Below are 17767 nucleotides of genomic sequence, written 5' to 3' on the forward strand. Positions count from 1 at the left end.
GTTCCCTTTACAAAACGCATATTTCAGTATAACAGTTTTCTGTTTGCTATTCCATGGAAGTTCCGTGCAAGACAGGCTGCGTGTTTACGCAATGGTGGATATATCTGCATTCTGTGTGTTCGTAACCTCTCTCTGTCCCTTAATGGCTGCTTGTGCAGCTGCAATTCGTGCATATGGGATCTGTTCAGGCAAACAGCTTACGTAATCCAAACCAATCCGGTGGCAGAAGGTAATCGACTCCAGATCAACCACATTCTCTCCGCAGATCCCGGTTTTCAGATGAGGTTTTCGAATTCGACCTTGGACTACAGCCATCTCAATCAGTTGCCCGACTCCTTCAATATCGAGCACATCAAAAGGATTATTCGTTACTATACGAGAATCCGTATCACGTTGAAGGAATCGCTTCTCGGCTTCATGGCGACTATATCCAAACGTCATCTCTGTCAGCTCATCCGTGCCAAATGTGAAAAAGTCTGCATGGCGAGCAATGTGAGTCGCCGTCAGCGCCGTTCTCGGAGCAACGATCATCGCCCCAACTCTATAGTGACAATGCCGTCTCTCCTCACCTAGCACTTGGTCAGCCACATGATCCACCAAATCTCTCATCACCTGAAGTTCATGCACATGACCGATCTGCGGGATCATAATCTCGGGGCGTACCCACCAGCCTTGACGGATGCCTTTCACTGCTGCACGGAATATTGCTTCAAGTTGCATATCCATAATTTCAGGGAACACGGTACTCAGACGACAAGACTGTTGCCCAAGTGCCGGATTGTGTTCGTGCAATTCACTGACTCTGCGAATGACGCGCTCCAGTTCCTCCAGTTCACTCTGGGGGTCTTCTTGCTTCTGCGGCTCCTCGGCTTGTAACCATTCACGTCGTTTCTCCAACACGCCCAGATCCGGTAGCAATTCATGCAGCGGCGAATCGAGCAAACGTATCGTTACCGGGTATCCATCCATCGCTTCAAATATCTGTTCAAAATCAGACTGTTGCATCGGTAACAGACGCTCCAACCCTCTCCTGCGCTCGGATTCACTATCAGCCAGAATCATTTTCTGTACAAAAGGTAGCCGCTCAGGTGACAACAGCATGTGCTCCGTCCTGCACAACCCGATTCCCTCCGCCCCCAGTTTCCGTGCTGTTATGGCATCCTGCGGTCGATCCGCATTGGAAAGTATCGTCAACTCTTTCACTTCATTAGCCCATTCGAGCAGCAGTTGCAGATCGGATGAAGAAGGTGAAGCTGAGTTATTCTCAGAGGCTGCATGCTCATCATTCGTTCCTAGCTGGATCTGTGTGGGAAGATTTCCAATGCTCTCTTCTCTGCCCGAATCTGTATAATGCTTCAGCACTTCCGTGATATGCCCAGGTTGGATACGCAACAGTGCTTCCTCCCTGGTAATGAGTCCTTTATGGACAAAATCCACAGCACTTCTCAGTAAGGCTGTAGAAGATAATCGAGCGGGCTGGGTGTACACAACATACAACGCGCCGGAATCAACTACAAAGGTAATCTCCTGCACTTCTCCCTCACGCGTCTCCAACTGGCTGCCTATCTCCAACAAACGTGTATAAAGCTCAGATTGGTCATCTCTTAGCCGCTCCAAACCGTGATCCGTTTGATCGGTGTTTCCCGTTGAAACATACTGTCCAATAATGCCCTTCTCTCCTGTAAGTGGGTTACGCGTATATATTGTCCCGGTCCCGCTTGAGTCTCCACATTTCCCATGCATCATGGTCTGTATAAGAACAGGAGCACCTGGCTCCGAAGAAAAGTAAGTAGGTTTACGCATGATCTCATTCTGAGATCTGGATGCTTGAACACGCTGTGAATGATATACCGCACGTACAGCTTCATTGAATTGAAGTTGGACATCCTGTGGAAAAGGGCTGCGACCCTTCGCTTCAATTAAATATTTAAATTCGGTAATGATTAATTCAAGCTCCGCTTCATCCCCGTCCTTAACGTTGCTCGATATTTCTGTGAAAAATTCAGACGGAATTCCATGTATTAACTGTCCATATTCCTTTAAGTAATGAAGGTAACATTGGAGTGCATACAACCGATTACCGGTATGACGTGCGAGTCCTTCCACAGTGACATCGTTTAGACCCACACTTAACAATGGATGTATGGCAGCCTCTGATGATTGATCCCGATCAGTACGTACCGCGAGCAGAAGCGGATTCTCCGAATGTCCGAAGAATTTCCCGGTTTGCTGTTCCAGGTGCCGGATCGCGTTCACAATCTCTTCCTCTCCTTCACCGGAAAGATGTCCAAGACGGGTACAGAACTCGCGACAGCATTCCGTTGTGACTACAAATCCGGCCGGGACAGACCAACCTGCATGCTTTAGCTCCGCAAGATCAGCCCCTATACTACCCATTAGCCCCTTCATCTCTGCCGTACCTTCTTCCAACAGAATTACCCGTTTTGTCATTACAGCTCTCCCATCCGCCATTCATGGCTATGCTTGAAGACTTCATCCTGCGTTACAGATCAGCCTTCACTCTAATGGTATGTCGTAATCTTTCAGTCAAGGACATTCGCTTTTGCATTTTGTGCTCGTTATTCTGTTTTTTTGTAAACGCTACACTAAAATGAGATGAATCAAGCCTTTTGAGTAGTTGTATTGGTTCATTTATCATGCTAAACAAAAAGAACCCCCTCCAGCCTGAGCTGAAGGAGCTTCCCATTTTTTAGTATTCACTTACCCCAAACGTCATATGTTTTATCCCCATTCACCTTTTTTGACGTAAGTTGCTTCATAAGCAACAATTACATTTGTTTTATCTGTTACCTTTTGTAAATCATCGAACACAACTTCTTCATCGCCGTAATCTACTAAACTCGAATCCACTTTCTCGTAGACCCCACAATCCTTCACATAGATTACATCTGGATGTTTGGAATCATATCTTAAGCTTTCTGGAAGATCTTCAGGCAAGATTTCATGCGATTCGGCAACCGAACTCCTTGGTATCTCTGTAACAGGAACCATTCCGATAACAGCTACTACTAAAAGTGATGCCCAGATTTTTTTCTGCATGTGATGTCTATTCTCCTATTCATTTTTCCTATATCATACAGTAAATCCGAATAGTAGAATATTTTTTTCATTTTTCTTCGAGTTTAACTTGAAACCAGCTTGTTTGTCGTTTTAGTTCCCATTCCTTAAGCCATAAACCGCAATATATCCTCAATCTTTTTCCCATGGGATATCACACCGTAGTTCATCCATGACATGAAATCCACTTCATACACATTACCGTTCCTCACCGCAGGCAGACGTTTCCATTCATACCGGTCGAGCAGTTCGCGCTCAACTCCTGGTTCAGCAGAATCCCCAGTATCAAAAGTAATTAACAAGTGATCCGCATCAAGTTGGCTTAACTGCTCCAATCCAATGGAAATCCTGCGCTCATGTCTTGTCCATTGCTGCACACGGGAATGCGGAGTCAGTCCAAGATCCTGATAAATTACAGGGCCCACGTAACCTTGCTGATTCCCATAGAGAGTAATATCCGACGCAGATATACGCAAAAACGCCACCGTTTGACCACGCATATAACGTGTTAAACGTCCTTTAGCTTCCAATGCTTTGTCCTCATACGCACCAATTACATCTTGAACTCGATTCACCTTTCCCAACACATCGGCTGTTGATCTAAGAATGGAACGCCAATCCTCTCCCAGATGATCTACGTAAAACGTAGGTGCTACTTGCTCAAAGCGGTCCAGATTCCATCGATCATATCCCTTGTTCAGCATGATAAAGTCAGGTACAATACCCGCACTGAATTGAGCATCCTGCTGGCTTACATCGAATTCGGGCACATCATCCAATCCCAAATAATGCTGTCTGCCCCAGGAGTGATGCGAATATTGCAAAACAGGCTTTATGCCCAGGGCCAACACAAAGTCTTCCAGATACGGAGCAAAGACACGAACCTCTTGACGGTGATGACGGCGATATAACCCAGGTGAAATACCAGCATATTGCTTGAAACGGCGGCCAAAATAATACTCGCTGCTAAATCCCACATTTTGTGCAATTTCATGTATGCGATCATCCGTCAGCTGCAATAGTTGCTTCGAGCGCTCCAGCCGAACTGCGTTCACATAATCAAGCGGAAGCTTGCCTGTAATCCTTTTAAATTGCCGAGTGTAGCTGGCTCTGGTAAGACCAATATCTGCCGCGAGCTCATCCACGGTTATCGTCTGATCATAGTGGTCGCCAATATAACGAATTGAACTTTGAAGACGCGCACGCTCATCTAGTGCTTCTGTTTCGGGATCACTTTGGCGAAGCAAGGCACGGAACCACTCTTGAAAACGAAGCTGTACCTCCCATTGCTCCAGCCAATCGCGAGTGACATGTTGACGCAGTATTTGTTCCAAGGCTTCCAGACAGGAACTCCACGGACTGTAACTGAGTTGCATAAGAGGTAATAATGTCGGAGAATCTGGAATTTTGGAAAGTTGATGCTGCTCCTCCGTGTTTCTTCTAGACAAAGCGTTCGAAGTCTCTTCTTCCAACTCAGCCACCATCAGATCAAGCTTATAGTATTCCAATTCATTTTCTGTCCAAGGCGAACTTTCTATTTTAACGGATGTTCCCGATGGAACAAACATAATCATTCCTTTTTCCAAATGAGATTCCCGATGTGAGCAAACTATCGAGCCCTTCCCAGACGTTACAACGAAAATGGAGTGTGAGGATGACATTCTATATAACAAACGTTTATCGATATGAGATTTATTGTGATCTATGTATTCCATATGCTGAAGTGAGCATAACCAGGGTTTGGGAATCCATTGTATTATCTTGGGGTACATGTTCATCGTCCTTAACTGAGAATTATTATCATTTAGAATAGTGTATACGAAAAAAGAAAGCTCTTCAACCCTCGCTGAAGAACTTTCTTTCTTATGGGTTTATACTATGGAGTCATCTTTTCCAAGAGATCATCAATTTTCATCGAATTCGCTGTAATTGCACCTGATTGCCAATGTGATCTTTCCATGATGTACACCTGATTGTTTTTAACCGCAGGAAGGGATTGCCACAACTTGCTATCAAGCACCTTCAAAGCTTCCTTATTCTCGGGAGATGACCATTCTCCATTGGAAGGGAAAATAATTAAATGATCTGCATCAAGCTGTGGAATGGCCTCCTCAGATAAAATTTCCTGATATTCTTCCATCTTACTAACCAGAGGATGAGGTGTTAGTCCAAGCTCTGAATAAATAAATCCGGTCAATCGATTTTTCACACCGAACAGAGCCAGTGTGTCATCGTTAACATTCAACCGGACCACTGCGACGCTCTCGTCCCCGACCGCTTCCTTCAGTTTCGATTTGGCATCTGCAATTTTGGCCTCAAATGCCGCAGCAACTTCTTCACCCTTGTCCGGTTTACCCACAACATCGGCAATGGTTTTCAGAATTTGATTGGAATCCTGTAGTACGCTCTCAGGCAAACGATACGTCGGTGCCACCTTGGTGTACATCTCATATTTCTCCGCATCCGCTGCACCATCCACAATGATCAGATCCGGATCATATTCTAACAAAGCTTCAATACTGCCTGTAGTGTCAAATTGGGGAACATCCAGTTTTAAATAATCCTGAACACCCCACATCGGGTTATACCACTGCACGACAGGTGTAATATCGAGCGCCTTCAGATAATCTTCCACATATATTCCAGCAATCCGCTGTGGCTGAACGGGAATCGTGACATCTCCAAATTCATCCTGTACAACTCGTGTCGCAGGCGCTGTCTCGGTTTCAGTAGTATTTTCTCCAGAAGCTGCACTTTCAGTGGCAGGAGTCTGTTCCGCATTGGTAGCGGTATTTGTACTACATCCCGAAATCAGCAGACCCATGAGCAGTAATGTGATCGTCCACCCTTTTATACCTTTAATAAAACCTACCATGATACCCTTCACCCCTATATGATCTGTTGATATAATCGTGAGAATGATATACACATAACGTATAATGATTATCATTCTCATCTATTGCTTAGGTGAATTGTAACTCATGCTTCAACCGACTCACAATGTACATTTGATGCTATTTTTTTATACAAACGAGAATAGCCAACATGGCTCTACCCCCGCTTATCGCAGGGGTAACCTACCTTGACGATAACTTTCCAGCAGCTTGTTCACAAAGATATCATTCACCATATCCTGTAACAGTGCAGCGCCAATTAAACCCAGATCATCACTCACATACCCCGCTAACTCAGGTTCTCCAGTGAGAGCTAACGTTTGTTTGAACGCCTGTTCCCTACATGCGCGCAGCACCTCTTCTTCAGCCACAGCAGTAGCTTGAGCCCATCGTTCAAAGGATTGCATCCACTCGTCAGCAAACGTTGAGGCATCCCTGTCATCCAGATAAACCTCCACATCCAATCCTTCGAATGTCTGCTGAGTCAGAATCGGTCCTTCGTTAAGTTCCGACAGCAGCTTCTCCACATCTGTTCTGCTCATCGATCTCCCCTCCAGTTCTTCATCATGTCAGATACATCTCAGGTATAACAAAACGCTTCATCATGCGCTTGGGATCGGCTGTAAAATGATTCAATTGAAGTTCCTCGTATTCACTAAGGATACATTCAAAGATACCAGCGATCACACCACAGTCTGCCAGAGCATTGTGCCTGTGAACTCCATCTGTATTCAGATCGTAATATCGAATCAGAAAATCCGTCGAGATGACCTCGTTAATCTCAGGATGAATGTACGTGAACATCGCTTTTGTATCCAATACCAGATTAGTGAACATCGGGAGACCATACTCATCACAATGTCGCTTCAAGATGGGCAGATCATATTCGTATCCGGCTTGTGTCACAAGAACGCTATCACCAATGAATTCCTGAAAGGACTGAAATGCTTCTACAAACGACGGAGCCTCTACCATATCCTCATTCGAAATGCCTGTTAATTTCGCCACAGCTTCTGGTATAGGTTTGTTCGCCCGTGTAAGCGAAGAAAATGTTGTATTACATTGTTGACCTCTTTGGTAATGCATCGCACCAAATTGTGTCACACTCTCCACCACAGGATTAATGCCCGTACCTTCGAGATCAAATATACAGTACATTCTGTCCTGTAATGGGGATACGCTTAGATTTTCAATAAAGTATGTATCAGGTAACAGCGTCATTTTCATCCGTTCAACTCACACCTCTCTACTCTCATCACGGTTAAAGCATTTCTCATATATTAACCTGTCACTCCCACAATCGTGTTACCTGGACCAACTTGTGCGTTCCGTCAAACTGCAACTTATAGATATCCGGCATCGTAGTACTTTCCCAGAAGTCATAACCGTAGGAAGAATCATAATGTTGTAAAATAAGTGTCATTACATCTCCATGGGTTCCGATGACTACCTTGTGACCCGCATGTTTATCCAGAATTCTATCGATCACCGCTACCGCCCTTGAGCGTGCCTGTTCACCAGACTCTCCACCAGGATACGCATACGTAGGATCACGGTACAACCGCTGCTTGGCTTCACGAAAATTATCATGCTTCACATCCGAACTCGACAACTGGCGTTCACGCAGATCTTCCTCTGTCACCACAATTCCACCTGACCGATCTGCCAGAATCTGAATTGTATCCACCGCTCGCCTGTAAGGGCTGGAATAGAACAGTTGAATCTGCTCCCCTTGGAGCAGACTGGCAACCGTCTCTGCATCTTGATGTCCTTGTTCTGTCAGCCCACGCTCGCGCTCTTGTCCTGCAACATACCGCGACTCCGCATGTCTAACAAAATACAAAAACGTACTGGCCTCGCTCATCATGCGTCCGCTAATCCCTTCTTCTTCTCAATGACAATCAGGCAGGTACTGTCTGGCAAAGGCGCAGGGGAACCATCTTCCTTCATGAACATAATTCGTTCTCCAAGTGCTTCCGTATAACCCTCCTGAAGAAAATGTCGGAATGTAATAATCTCGGCTTGTTCACCCAACGCTTCTAGAATACAATTCTCATAGGCTGTCGGCGTAAATATACCGAATTGCTCCTGAATCTCATGTACATATGCCTCTTCCCCCCACGTATAGGTGTAGAGAAATTCCATCGCATCGTTGATCGGCAATACGACCTCATTGTCGGAGATCCGATCATATTGAATTGCACGTCCCTGAAAATCCTCTGCATACCGCTCCAGCCAGCGCATCCCATCCGGTTCCAGGAAACGAATCCGGCGCATTTGTGCCTCCGGTTCACTCATGATGCCATCTCGAATCAGAATTCTTCCTCCAGGTGACAGTACACGGAATGAACTTCTCAGCGCTGCTACAACCGTATCGGAATTAAATCTTCGACCGTCCAGTTCAATATATGAATATAACTCATGCAGAATGGATGAGAAAATAACCGTATCCACGGTGCCCGGCTGCACATATTGCTCCAGTTGCAGGGCATCGCCCTTCATCACTTGCCAGCGATGTCCCTCGCGCTGCTTTTTGCGCTCCAGCGCTTCAATAACATTGGCTGAGATATCGATACCGATCGGCTCCACTTCCGGTTTTTCCTGCTCAATCAAATCCAGCAGAATCCCTCCACCTGGACCGATATCAAGTACCCGTTTACCGACGATATAGTCGAGCAGTACTTTTTTATAATCACCGGAGCTGTTCATATCGGATAAATACGTTTCTTCGTTGTGGAACCGGTCATAGGCATCCCGCCGCAATCCGAACAGGTCAAATAACAGCAATACAGCCTTCTCGTATAACGGCGACTTTTCCGCTTCAATACAGAATGCGATCAGCTTCTCGGCAGCGGGGGAAAATTCGAAGGTCACGAATAATGTATCCGGCAGATCCACATGACGCTCCATGCGATGGGTTAGATGGGGATAGACGATCTGCTCCCCTGCCGCAATCTGTTCCCACGTGTATTGTTCCAAATATTTTTCAATCATTCGTTTCTTGTAAATATTGAGCTTCTTGACCCCTTTGTAGTCGTAATACATCGTATTCATCAATGGTTCGAAGCTGATATGGCGGACTATATCAGACTGTTTCTCGATGGATGTTGGAGTCATACTCTCGCTGCGAAGCGTCAACAGGAACACTTTTACCATCTCCTGCAACGAAAAATCCTGCATGGCCGACTCTACATACCACAGCGTACGATGGGCCAACGGAGCCAGTATCTGTTCCACATCCAGTTCCGTCTGAAGTTTGGCATAAGCCGTATCCATAGCTTCTCCCTGCCGGATGGATGAACTTCTTAATCGGGATAACCGTTCCTTCACGCTCCAGTCCTCATGATCCGGTCCAGCAATAATCCAGCCTACAATTCGCTGTACCTCAGCCCGAACCTGAACCCATAACGCTGGATCAACGCCTGCAATAATGCACTCATTTAATGCCAACAGTACGGTGTGCAGTTCTTCTGTAGTAAGCCATCCTTTGGCGATCAAGTCGTGCAGCGGAGCATTCTCGGCAAATGGAATCTCGCCGCGTATGTATTGACCAATAAGTCCATGCGTAGCAATTAGAGTACGAATAACCTCATGCCTTGGTGTGTGTGAAGTCAACACAGCATGCTTGCTTATATCTGCGTTCTTACTTAAGGCATCGCTCAGAGAACCAGGTTGATTTATACTCGTTCCCCCGCTCTTACTGATGTCATTATCCAAGTGGTTTGCCCCTATGTATAGTTCATATAACTGAGCGGACCCCACATTGTGCACAAACAGATTAACGCCCTGCTTCTGCCATACACGCCGCTGCTCACGTGATCCGGCCTTCGCTGTCTCTGACCAGATTAGAACCTCCTCCAGAATTTCTCGCACCCAAAAAGAAACCTGAAGCTTCTCCAGCACACGCAGTGTACGCTCGGTGTAATCCAGCACCGGATTCGTTCCCTCAAGTTCCGCGATGGAATGAATGCGTTCGAGGTTAATATGGGGTTTCTCTGCTGCTGCCAGCAGTTGCAGCCATGGCTGCTGGGCTTCCGGCGTGTTACCTGACTTGTATGATTGTATGGCCATTAATGATTGCAGCATGAATTCGTCCCCTCTCGTTCTCTACCCTTATATATTATATCGTTAGTCGTCCAACAGACGAAGTCGTTCCTGAACCAACTTAAGCAGATGTTCCACCTCTTGAACGGGCAGATCCTCATCAAGACGCGCGGCAGCAACGGGAAGCATCCAGGATTCGATTGATTCACGTGTAATCCCGGACAGTTGCATATAATGATGCATGTAATATTCAACCAGCGACTCACGAGCCGTTTCAAACCCCATTCGTACAGCAGGCTCTGTATTCTCCGGCAAAGTGCTGCTCATTAATATTACCCAGCTTCGAGCCGCATCACCCGCAGGATCTCCTGACATACCAGTCATCCAATCGATAACCCAGTATTGATCGCCATCATCACTGAGCATAACATTATCGGGGTGAAAATCGCCATGACAGATTTGCTGTTGATCAGGCAATATTGTTAAGTATGAGAGGATTCGCGCTTGATCACCCTCTGATAATAACCGAACATTGTGAATTGCACTGGATAGAATCTGCTTCTGTGAGGGCAGTGTTCCTTCATCATCTCGCTCACAATGAAGCCTGTAATGACAGTCAGCCATCATGAACGCCAACTGCTCCAGTAATTCAGGTTGCTGAATGATAAGGGATAACAGGGTATTCCCCTGAAGTCGTTCAAAGACAATGCCCGCACGCGGCGTAGTATGTTCTATTAAGGATATTGCTTGTGGGACGGGTAGTCCTTTCTTGTACGCCAACTCACTTATTCTAAATTCATTTTGGACCGCTTCGAGTGGAAAATCCATTCGATATAACTTCATAATATGCTCGTTCGAATACGCATAGATTTCCGCAGTTCTTCCCTGACCAATTCGCTCCATATCTACCCGCCCTTTTACTCGAACTCAATTCCTCTGACTTTAGAGAAAACCATATAATCGACCAGCGTACCTGTACTATTCCGCCGCATCTTGCGTAGTGTGCCTTCGAGCGTATAACCCGCCCTTTCAGCTACTTTGGCACTTCGCACATTACGCGCATCACAGCGGATTTCCAGACGGTTCGCCTCCAGATGCGTAATGGCAAATTGCTCAATGCCTTTCACCGTTTCCGTCATCAACCCTTCACCAGCTCGTGAAGTTCGAATCCAGTAACCAATCTCGAAACAACGTGCATTCCAGTCGATGCGATGTAATCCGCTGCTGCCTACCAATTCATCCGTGTGTCTGTCTCGCAGATGAAGCATCAGGTCGGTACGTTCCAGATATTTCAGTCTTGCTCTGCGAACAGTCATCTCGGACTCTTCCAATGACGGGATCTTCTCCGCAAAAGGTAACCACAATCGCAGCTGCTCCGCACTTTCACGGACCGCTTCATTAACTGCCGCACCGTCCCCCCACTGCGGGGCACGAATCGTGAGGCGTTCCGTTTGGAAGCTCTCGGGAATCGTTAGCATAATTGGATTAAATGAAGACGATTCTGTCATGGTTAGATCTACTCCTCTACTTGAAATATGGAATCAATGATCAAGGGCAAATTATCCCTCACAGATACGGCACCAAATACCGAACGAGCATGTACACCCTGATCCCCGAATACCTCCATCATCAGATCGGAGAATCCATTCAGCACTTTATGATGTTCCTGGTACGAAGCGGACGCATTGATAAAACCCTGTACTTTAACGACTCTCTTTACCCGATCCAGTGAACCCAGCACATCTCGAACGACAGCGAGCACCTCCAGTCCGGCATTCCGGGCAAAATCATATCCCTGCTCAGTTGTGAAGTCTGATCCCAGTTTGCCACGTTCCGAGGTATCAGGTCCTTTCCCGGATACATACATGATGCCATTAACAATAACGGCATTGGCATATTTCGCCGCAGGGGCACTGGCCTGTGGCAAAGTGATCCCCAGTTCATTTAATCTCGCTTCAATCATCGTATACTCGCTCCCTCTCATAAGGTCCTCACGGAACCCGATTCTTTGTTTTCCTGCCTGTAAACTCTTGGTGATACCTGTACGGTTCGCTTAAACATCTTGCCAAAATGAGAGAAGTTACTGAATCCTGCAAGCCAGGCGATATCCGTAATGGATTCCTCACTTTCCCGCAGCAAACGCTGTGCTTCCTTTACCCGTAACAGATTCAGATAATCACTGAAGGTAAAGCCCGTTGTTTGTTTGAACAATCGACTCAGATAATGCGGACTAATGCGAAACATCCCCGCCACCTCCGGTAGTGTCAGTGGCTTCTGATAGTTTTCATTCAGGTAACGAACAACAGCCTGTGTCTTGGGATGAAGAACCGGCTCACGATCATCGGAGCATAACCTGCCCAGATGCTGATTACGATGGGCATGAAGCAACAATTCAATAGCCCGGTGACGAAGTAACAGATTGCTTCCCGGTTGAGGACGAAGCATCTCATCGACCATTTCGCTCACCATGCGCTCCAAAACCTCCGTGACCTGTGAAGGAAACCTTACAATAGGGATCTCCCAGCAGAAGGGCTCCTTCAAGGCTCCGACTAACTCCGCTGAAATAGCCATGGCTGCAAAAAGCTCAGGCTTCAAATACAGCACCATGCGTTCATGGTCGGGCATGCCGCTCTCCAAGGTTTTATGAACCGTATTGCGGTCAACAAATACCAGGTCACCAGCCTTTACCCGGTAGGTCCGATCCTTGATGAAATAGATACGCTCGCCAGACAACAGGTAATACAACTCATAATGGTCATGCAGGTGGTCATCCGTCATCGAGAAATATCCAATGCGACGATCATATTCAATATGTAGTAAATCCGTGGGATCATGAAAATCTGCACTGAAAGGTTCTGTCATGTCGGCCTCTCTCCTTTCCATAAATTATAGCAAAATATGCGGCATTTGAAAGCGGTTACGCATAAAATGCGGCGAAAGAAGTACTCCCTTGTTATAGTCTAGAGCTATATTCAAGGAGGCGATAGACATGAGTAACAAGAAACGTTATGTATTAGTCGGAACCGGCGGCCGTGCGGAATTCTTTTATGGTGCATTAACCCGGGATTACAGGGACACTTCCGAGCTTGTCGGCTTTTGTGATATAAATCAAGTCCGCATGAACTACGCGAATCAACTGCTGAAGGAAAAGTACGATTATCCCGAGGTACCCACCTATCCTGCGGATCAGTTTGATCAGATGATTGAGAATGAGAAGCCTGACTATGTCATCGTAACCAGCGTTGACCGTACCCATCACAAGTACATCATTCGCGCGATGGAACTGGGTTGTGACGTTGTCACCGAGAAACCAATGACGATCGATGAGGAGAAATGCCAGGACATCCTGGATGCCGTCAAGCGCACTGGCCAGAACGTCAGAGTTACCTTTAACTACCGTTATGCGCCGCACCATACGAAGATTCGGGAACTTATTCTGGATGATACCATCGGGAAAGTCACGTCCGTTCACTTTGAATGGCTGCTGAATACCCGCCACGGGGCAGATTATTTCCGCCGTTGGCATCGGGACAAGCGTAACAGCGGCGGACTGCTCGTGCACAAATCCACTCATCACTTCGATTTGGTGAATTTTTGGATCGGCTCGCAACCGGAGACCGTGTTTGCATTTGGTGATCTGATGTATTACGGCAGAGAAAACGCAGAAGAACGCGGTGTAACGCAGTTCTACAATCGAGCAACTGGCAACCCGATCGCAAAGGATGATCCTTTTGCACTGCATTTGGATTCGGACGCACATATGAAGTCCATGTATCTGGATGCCGAATCAGAAGATGGTTATCAGCGGGATCAGAGTGTATTTGGGGATGGCATTAACATTGAGGATACGATGGGTGTGCTTGTGAAGTATCGGAGCAAAGCCATTCTGACGTACTCCCTCGTTGCCTATCAGCCATGGGAAGGTTACCGTATTGCCATTAACGGCACCAAAGGCCGGATTGAGATGAACATTGTGGAGCAATCCTATGTCAATTCATTAGGTGACAAAAGTAAGGAAGGTGCTCTGATTGGTAAAACGTTGCGAGTCCTTCCGATGTTCGGTGCGCCATATGAGGTTGAAGTGGAGGAAAAAGCAGGTGGACACGGCGGTGGTGACCCAGTGCTGCTGAATGATCTGTTCGGAGAGCCTGTAGAAGATCCGTTCCATCGCGCAGCTAATCATGTGGACGGTGCCAGATCCATTCTGACGGGCATTGCGGCCAATCGCGCCATCGCCACGGGTTTGCCTGTCAACGTCAACAATCTGGTTCGTTTCTAAGTCTCCCAGGTCTTCACTACATTATTAATTTTTTAAAGGCTGCGCATATCACGCAGTCTTTTTTATATTTTTATAATTACTCTGCGCTCAAGTCGACTCGGTAGAAGGAGGAAATCCATGTTCTTCTCTTTAAAAAACCGCCTGATTGCCTTTATCGTTGTCCTGTTTGTCCTCGCTTTTGGCACACTCTCCTACCTGCTCTTCAAGGAATCACGCACGGTCATTCGCTCTTATATCGAATCCTCTGCTCTTGAGAAAATGGAGGAATACGGTTCATACGTAGACATGGTGCAGATGCAGATCTATGATGTTGCCTCACTTGTTTTCAATAGTGATATGGGCAAGAACTGGGATAACGCAATCGGTGATCCTGACCTTCCGGAAGGAGAAAAGATGCTGGCCAACCTCGCGATGAGCCGTTTCCTCACTCAGGCAACCAACAGTTACACCAGTATCTCGGATGTATCCATCTATCGACGGAATGGACTGCGAATTGGCAGCGAGAATCAGGTAGCGTACGATCCTGTCTTTGTACAAGAATCCTGGTACACGAATTTCTATACATTGGGGGAACGCTGGTTACCTGCACACACCGATCAGCATGAACGTGTCAGAGATCATGGCAATCCGGTGGTCAGTCTGCTGATGCCTATTGGCACCTTTCATCATGCTACAGCGCAGAATGTCATGAAGGTGAATGTCAGTGAATCCTACTTTCTGGAGCCGCTCCGGCGCATCCATCTGGCGGAGAATAGCACTATTTTTCTACTGGGCGAGCAAGGAAATCCCATTCTGTCACAGCAGGTAGACACGTTAGGTGCTGTAGCTACCGCAGAGATCGATCGATTTCGAAACAGCCCGCTCAAATCTGGTGTGGCATACCTCACTAACCAGGAAGGACAGCGAGACATCCTTGTATTCAAGAAACTGGGCCGTACCGGCTGGATGTTGGCAGGTCTGGCACCTGAAAAGGAAATGTATCTCTCGCTCCATAAGCTCCAAAGCACGATTGTGGTGGTGACAATGGTCCTAATTCTGGTCTCCCTCTTGGCGGCCGCCTGGTTATCCCACGGCGTAACCAAACCTTTGACCAGACTGGTGCTGGCGATGAGACAGGTTCAACGAGGTGCTTTTGACCAGGCGGATTCACTTCTGCCTCCAGATAAAAATGTAAAGAGTGAGATCAGTTATGTCATCTTTACCTTCAGTTACATGATCAGTCAGCTGCGGCAGCATATCCAGAATGAATTCGAGCTGAAGCTGCTTCGCCAGCAAGCAGAGTATAAAGCACTTCTCATACAGATTAATCCACATTTTATGTTCAATACCTTGGAGCTGGTAAGCAGTCTTGCCATTCAGCGTAGAACAGAAGATACGGTTCAGGTCATTGAGGATTTGGGTAAAATGATGCGCTTTTCCATTAACACCAATGACGATCTTGTTCCCCTAACCGAAGAACTGGATTATGTGCAGCGTTATATCTCCGTCTTACAGACTCGTTTCGGTCATAAGCTCAACATTTCGATAACAAAGGAAGGCACACTGAACGCCTTGGTCATCATCAAGTTTATACTACAGCCACTTATTGAAAATGCAGTGAAATACAGCTTCCAGCATCAGACAACAGCTCAGGTTCAGATTCGAATCAATCGGCTAGATGATCGTCTACATATCCGCGTTTCCGACAACGGACCGGGTATTCCAGCAGAGATAATCCATAAAATGCATCACCCTGATGCTTCCCCCTCATTGGAATCCATATTGCTTAATGAAGGCTGGCATATTGGACTGGGCAATGTGATTGCTCGTTGCCGTCTGCATTATGGTGCCTTGTTCACGGTTCATATGAAGAACGATGAGAGCAGTGGTGCATGTATTGAACTGACTCTACCCGTACAGGAGGAATATGATGTACAACGTATTAATCGCAGATGACGAGATCGAAGTTCGCGAAGGATTAAAATTGAAAGTCGATTGGCACGGCATGGGCTTTGTCATAACAGGGGAAGCGTCTAACGGGATCGAAGCGGATGAACTTTTACAATCTGAACATTTTGACTTGCTGATTACCGATATGAATATGCCTGTCATGGATGGCATCAGACTATTGGATGTCTGCCGCAGTTATAACCCTTCCATTCAGATTATCATTATCACGGGTTATGAAGATTTTCAATATGCCAGAGCGGGGGTCCGCAGCCAGGTGATGGATTATTTACTGAAGCCAGTAACCCGGGATGAATTGAAAGCCACATTAGGCAAAATCAAAGCGGATCTGGATGAACAACGTAAAATTCGAGGCGACTCCGAATTGCTGCAATGGCGACTCTCTCAGTATTACCGGGAAATGAAGGAACGTTTCCTTCTTGATCTCGTCAAAGGTAATCGCCTACCGCCTTCCTCCATGCCAGAACGACTCCGACTGTTCCATCTCGAATCATGGCAGGATCAGAAGGTCTGTTTCATCACCGCCAGTATAAGTCACTCGGACAAGCCGTATATTCGAAAAGATCGATTACCCGAGCAGATGCATCTTCCTTTCGAGATGGTATGTTATGAAATCGCCCAGTCTGATTCAGACAATGTCCAGGTATTTCATGATTCGGCACACGCAGGCATCATGCATTTCATGGTACAAGATGGTATGCAGCATGAATTCATCCAACAGCTCACGGAACACACGGCATCCGTTTTTTCCATGGAACTCAAGATTGGGATGGGACTTTCTGTATCCGGACTTGAGCACTGGAAAGAAGGTTATATCCATTCCCTTTTGGCATGGAATTCAGCTGAACGGGCTGTCAGCGGGCTGAACCCTCAGGCTGGAACAGACTATAGTCCATTACTGCCTGAAGAAACGACACGCACGCTGCATCGTTGCCTCATTCGTGGAGAACTGGACTCCTTCCGCAGTATCATCCACAAGGAGATTCACGTGGCATTCCAGCTCTCTCCTTCCCGAATGACAAGAACTATTTTTCAAATTTCACTGTTGATGGATTATCCTATGGCCCCCGAATGGATACTGTGGCTTAAGACGCCAGATCAAGCAGAACGCTTATTAATGCAATGGGCTCAAGACTTCCTGGGTCGACAACTTCCTTCGGAAAATGGGGATGGGACGGTTATAGAGTTAGCCAAGCGATATATCGAAGAGAACTACATGCAGGAGCTCACGTTGACGTTACTCGCTGAACGATTCAACTATTACCCTACCTATTTCTCCGAATTGTTTAAGGAAGGGGCAGGTACCTCTTTCGTTCAATATGTGACGGGTGTTCGGATGAAACATGCTTTGCAACTGCTGAAGGATACTCAATTAACGGTATGGGATATTACTGAACTGACAGGTTTCAGTTCGCCAAGTTATTTCAGTTCGAAATTCAAAAGAATGTTCAACATGAGTCCTTCAGACTATCGGTTGCAGCATTCCGAAAAAATCGATAATCATGATCCGAAGAAATAAGATTCA

General features: G+C 46.5%; 15 protein-coding genes. 3 read left to right on the forward strand and 12 right to left on the reverse strand.

The annotated features are described in order from the left end of the window. Nucleotides 1-84: 84 nt before the first annotated feature. The 12 genes from MKY73_RS17295 to MKY73_RS17350 form a co-directional block, all read right to left on the reverse strand. On the reverse strand, nucleotides 85-2451 hold the full coding sequence (locus MKY73_RS17295) for a putative PEP-binding protein (RefSeq protein ID WP_339302795.1): 2367 nt from the start codon (nucleotides 2449-2451) through the stop codon (nucleotides 85-87). Between the two features lie 291 nt (nucleotides 2452-2742). After that, a complete protein-coding gene (locus MKY73_RS17300; RefSeq protein ID WP_339302797.1) occupies nucleotides 2743-3060 on the reverse strand; it encodes a hypothetical protein in 318 nt (105 codons plus the stop codon). Between the two features lie 125 nt (nucleotides 3061-3185). Then, on the reverse strand, nucleotides 3186-4856 hold the full coding sequence (locus MKY73_RS17305) for a helix-turn-helix domain-containing protein (RefSeq protein ID WP_339302798.1): 1671 nt from the start codon (nucleotides 4854-4856) through the stop codon (nucleotides 3186-3188). Nucleotides 4857-4954: 98 nt separating this feature from the next. Then, the gene (locus MKY73_RS17310; RefSeq protein WP_339302799.1) at nucleotides 4955-5953 is read right to left on the reverse strand and encodes an ABC transporter substrate-binding protein; all 999 of its coding nucleotides are present in this window, start codon (nucleotides 5951-5953) and stop codon (nucleotides 4955-4957) included. A gap of 186 nt (nucleotides 5954-6139) precedes the next feature. Further along, entirely contained in the window at nucleotides 6140-6514 is a 375-nt protein-coding gene (locus MKY73_RS17315) for a hypothetical protein (protein ID WP_339302800.1), read from the reverse strand. Nucleotides 6515-6536: 22 nt separating this feature from the next. Further along, nucleotides 6537-7199 (reverse strand): 3'-5' exonuclease, encoded by a 663-nt coding sequence (locus MKY73_RS17320; RefSeq protein WP_339302801.1) that lies wholly within the window; start codon nucleotides 7197-7199, stop codon nucleotides 6537-6539. 61 nt (nucleotides 7200-7260) lie between these two features. Further along, on the reverse strand, nucleotides 7261-7839 hold the full coding sequence (locus tag MKY73_RS17325) for a histidine phosphatase family protein (protein WP_339302802.1): 579 nt from the start codon (nucleotides 7837-7839) through the stop codon (nucleotides 7261-7263). Next, nucleotides 7836-10058, reverse strand: a complete 2223-nt coding sequence (locus MKY73_RS17330) for a class I SAM-dependent methyltransferase (protein ID WP_339302803.1) — start codon at nucleotides 10056-10058, stop codon at nucleotides 7836-7838. The genes MKY73_RS17325 and MKY73_RS17330 overlap by 4 nt, the downstream gene beginning before the upstream one ends. 42 nt (nucleotides 10059-10100) lie before the next feature. Next, on the reverse strand, nucleotides 10101-10919 hold the full coding sequence (locus tag MKY73_RS17335; protein WP_339302804.1) for an aminoglycoside phosphotransferase family protein: 819 nt from the start codon (nucleotides 10917-10919) through the stop codon (nucleotides 10101-10103). Between the two features lie 14 nt (nucleotides 10920-10933). Then, the gene (locus MKY73_RS17340) at nucleotides 10934-11524 is read right to left on the reverse strand and encodes a GNAT family N-acetyltransferase (protein ID WP_339302805.1); all 591 of its coding nucleotides are present in this window, start codon (nucleotides 11522-11524) and stop codon (nucleotides 10934-10936) included. A gap of 8 nt (nucleotides 11525-11532) precedes the next feature. Beyond that, nucleotides 11533-11979 carry a RidA family protein gene (locus tag MKY73_RS17345; RefSeq protein ID WP_339302806.1) on the reverse strand — a complete coding sequence of 149 codons (447 nt, stop codon included), beginning with the start codon at nucleotides 11977-11979 and terminating at the stop codon, nucleotides 11533-11535. 17 nt (nucleotides 11980-11996) lie between these two features. Beyond that, nucleotides 11997-12878, reverse strand: coding sequence for an AraC family transcriptional regulator (locus MKY73_RS17350; RefSeq protein WP_339302807.1), 882 nt, complete (start codon nucleotides 12876-12878; stop codon nucleotides 11997-11999). 127 nt (nucleotides 12879-13005) lie between these two features. Between MKY73_RS17350 and MKY73_RS17355 the strand changes: the two genes are divergently transcribed. The 3 genes from MKY73_RS17355 (at nucleotide 13006) to MKY73_RS17365 (ending at nucleotide 17761) form a co-directional block, all read left to right on the forward strand. Beyond that, nucleotides 13006-14295: a Gfo/Idh/MocA family oxidoreductase gene (locus MKY73_RS17355; protein WP_339302808.1), complete on the forward strand. Its 1290-nt coding sequence runs from the start codon at nucleotides 13006-13008 to the stop codon at nucleotides 14293-14295. Between the two features lie 117 nt (nucleotides 14296-14412). Next, the gene (locus MKY73_RS17360; protein WP_339302809.1) at nucleotides 14413-16230 is read left to right on the forward strand and encodes a histidine kinase; all 1818 of its coding nucleotides are present in this window, start codon (nucleotides 14413-14415) and stop codon (nucleotides 16228-16230) included. Further along, complete coding sequence (locus MKY73_RS17365) at nucleotides 16202-17761, forward strand: response regulator (protein ID WP_339302810.1); 1560 nt, start codon at nucleotides 16202-16204, stop codon at nucleotides 17759-17761. The genes MKY73_RS17360 and MKY73_RS17365 overlap by 29 nt, the downstream gene beginning before the upstream one ends. Nucleotides 17762-17767 lie beyond the last annotated feature (6 nt).

Origin of the sequence: Paenibacillus sp. FSL R5-0519 (genome assembly GCF_037974275.1) — a bacterium.
GTDB lineage: Bacteria > Bacillota > Bacilli > Paenibacillales > Paenibacillaceae > Paenibacillus.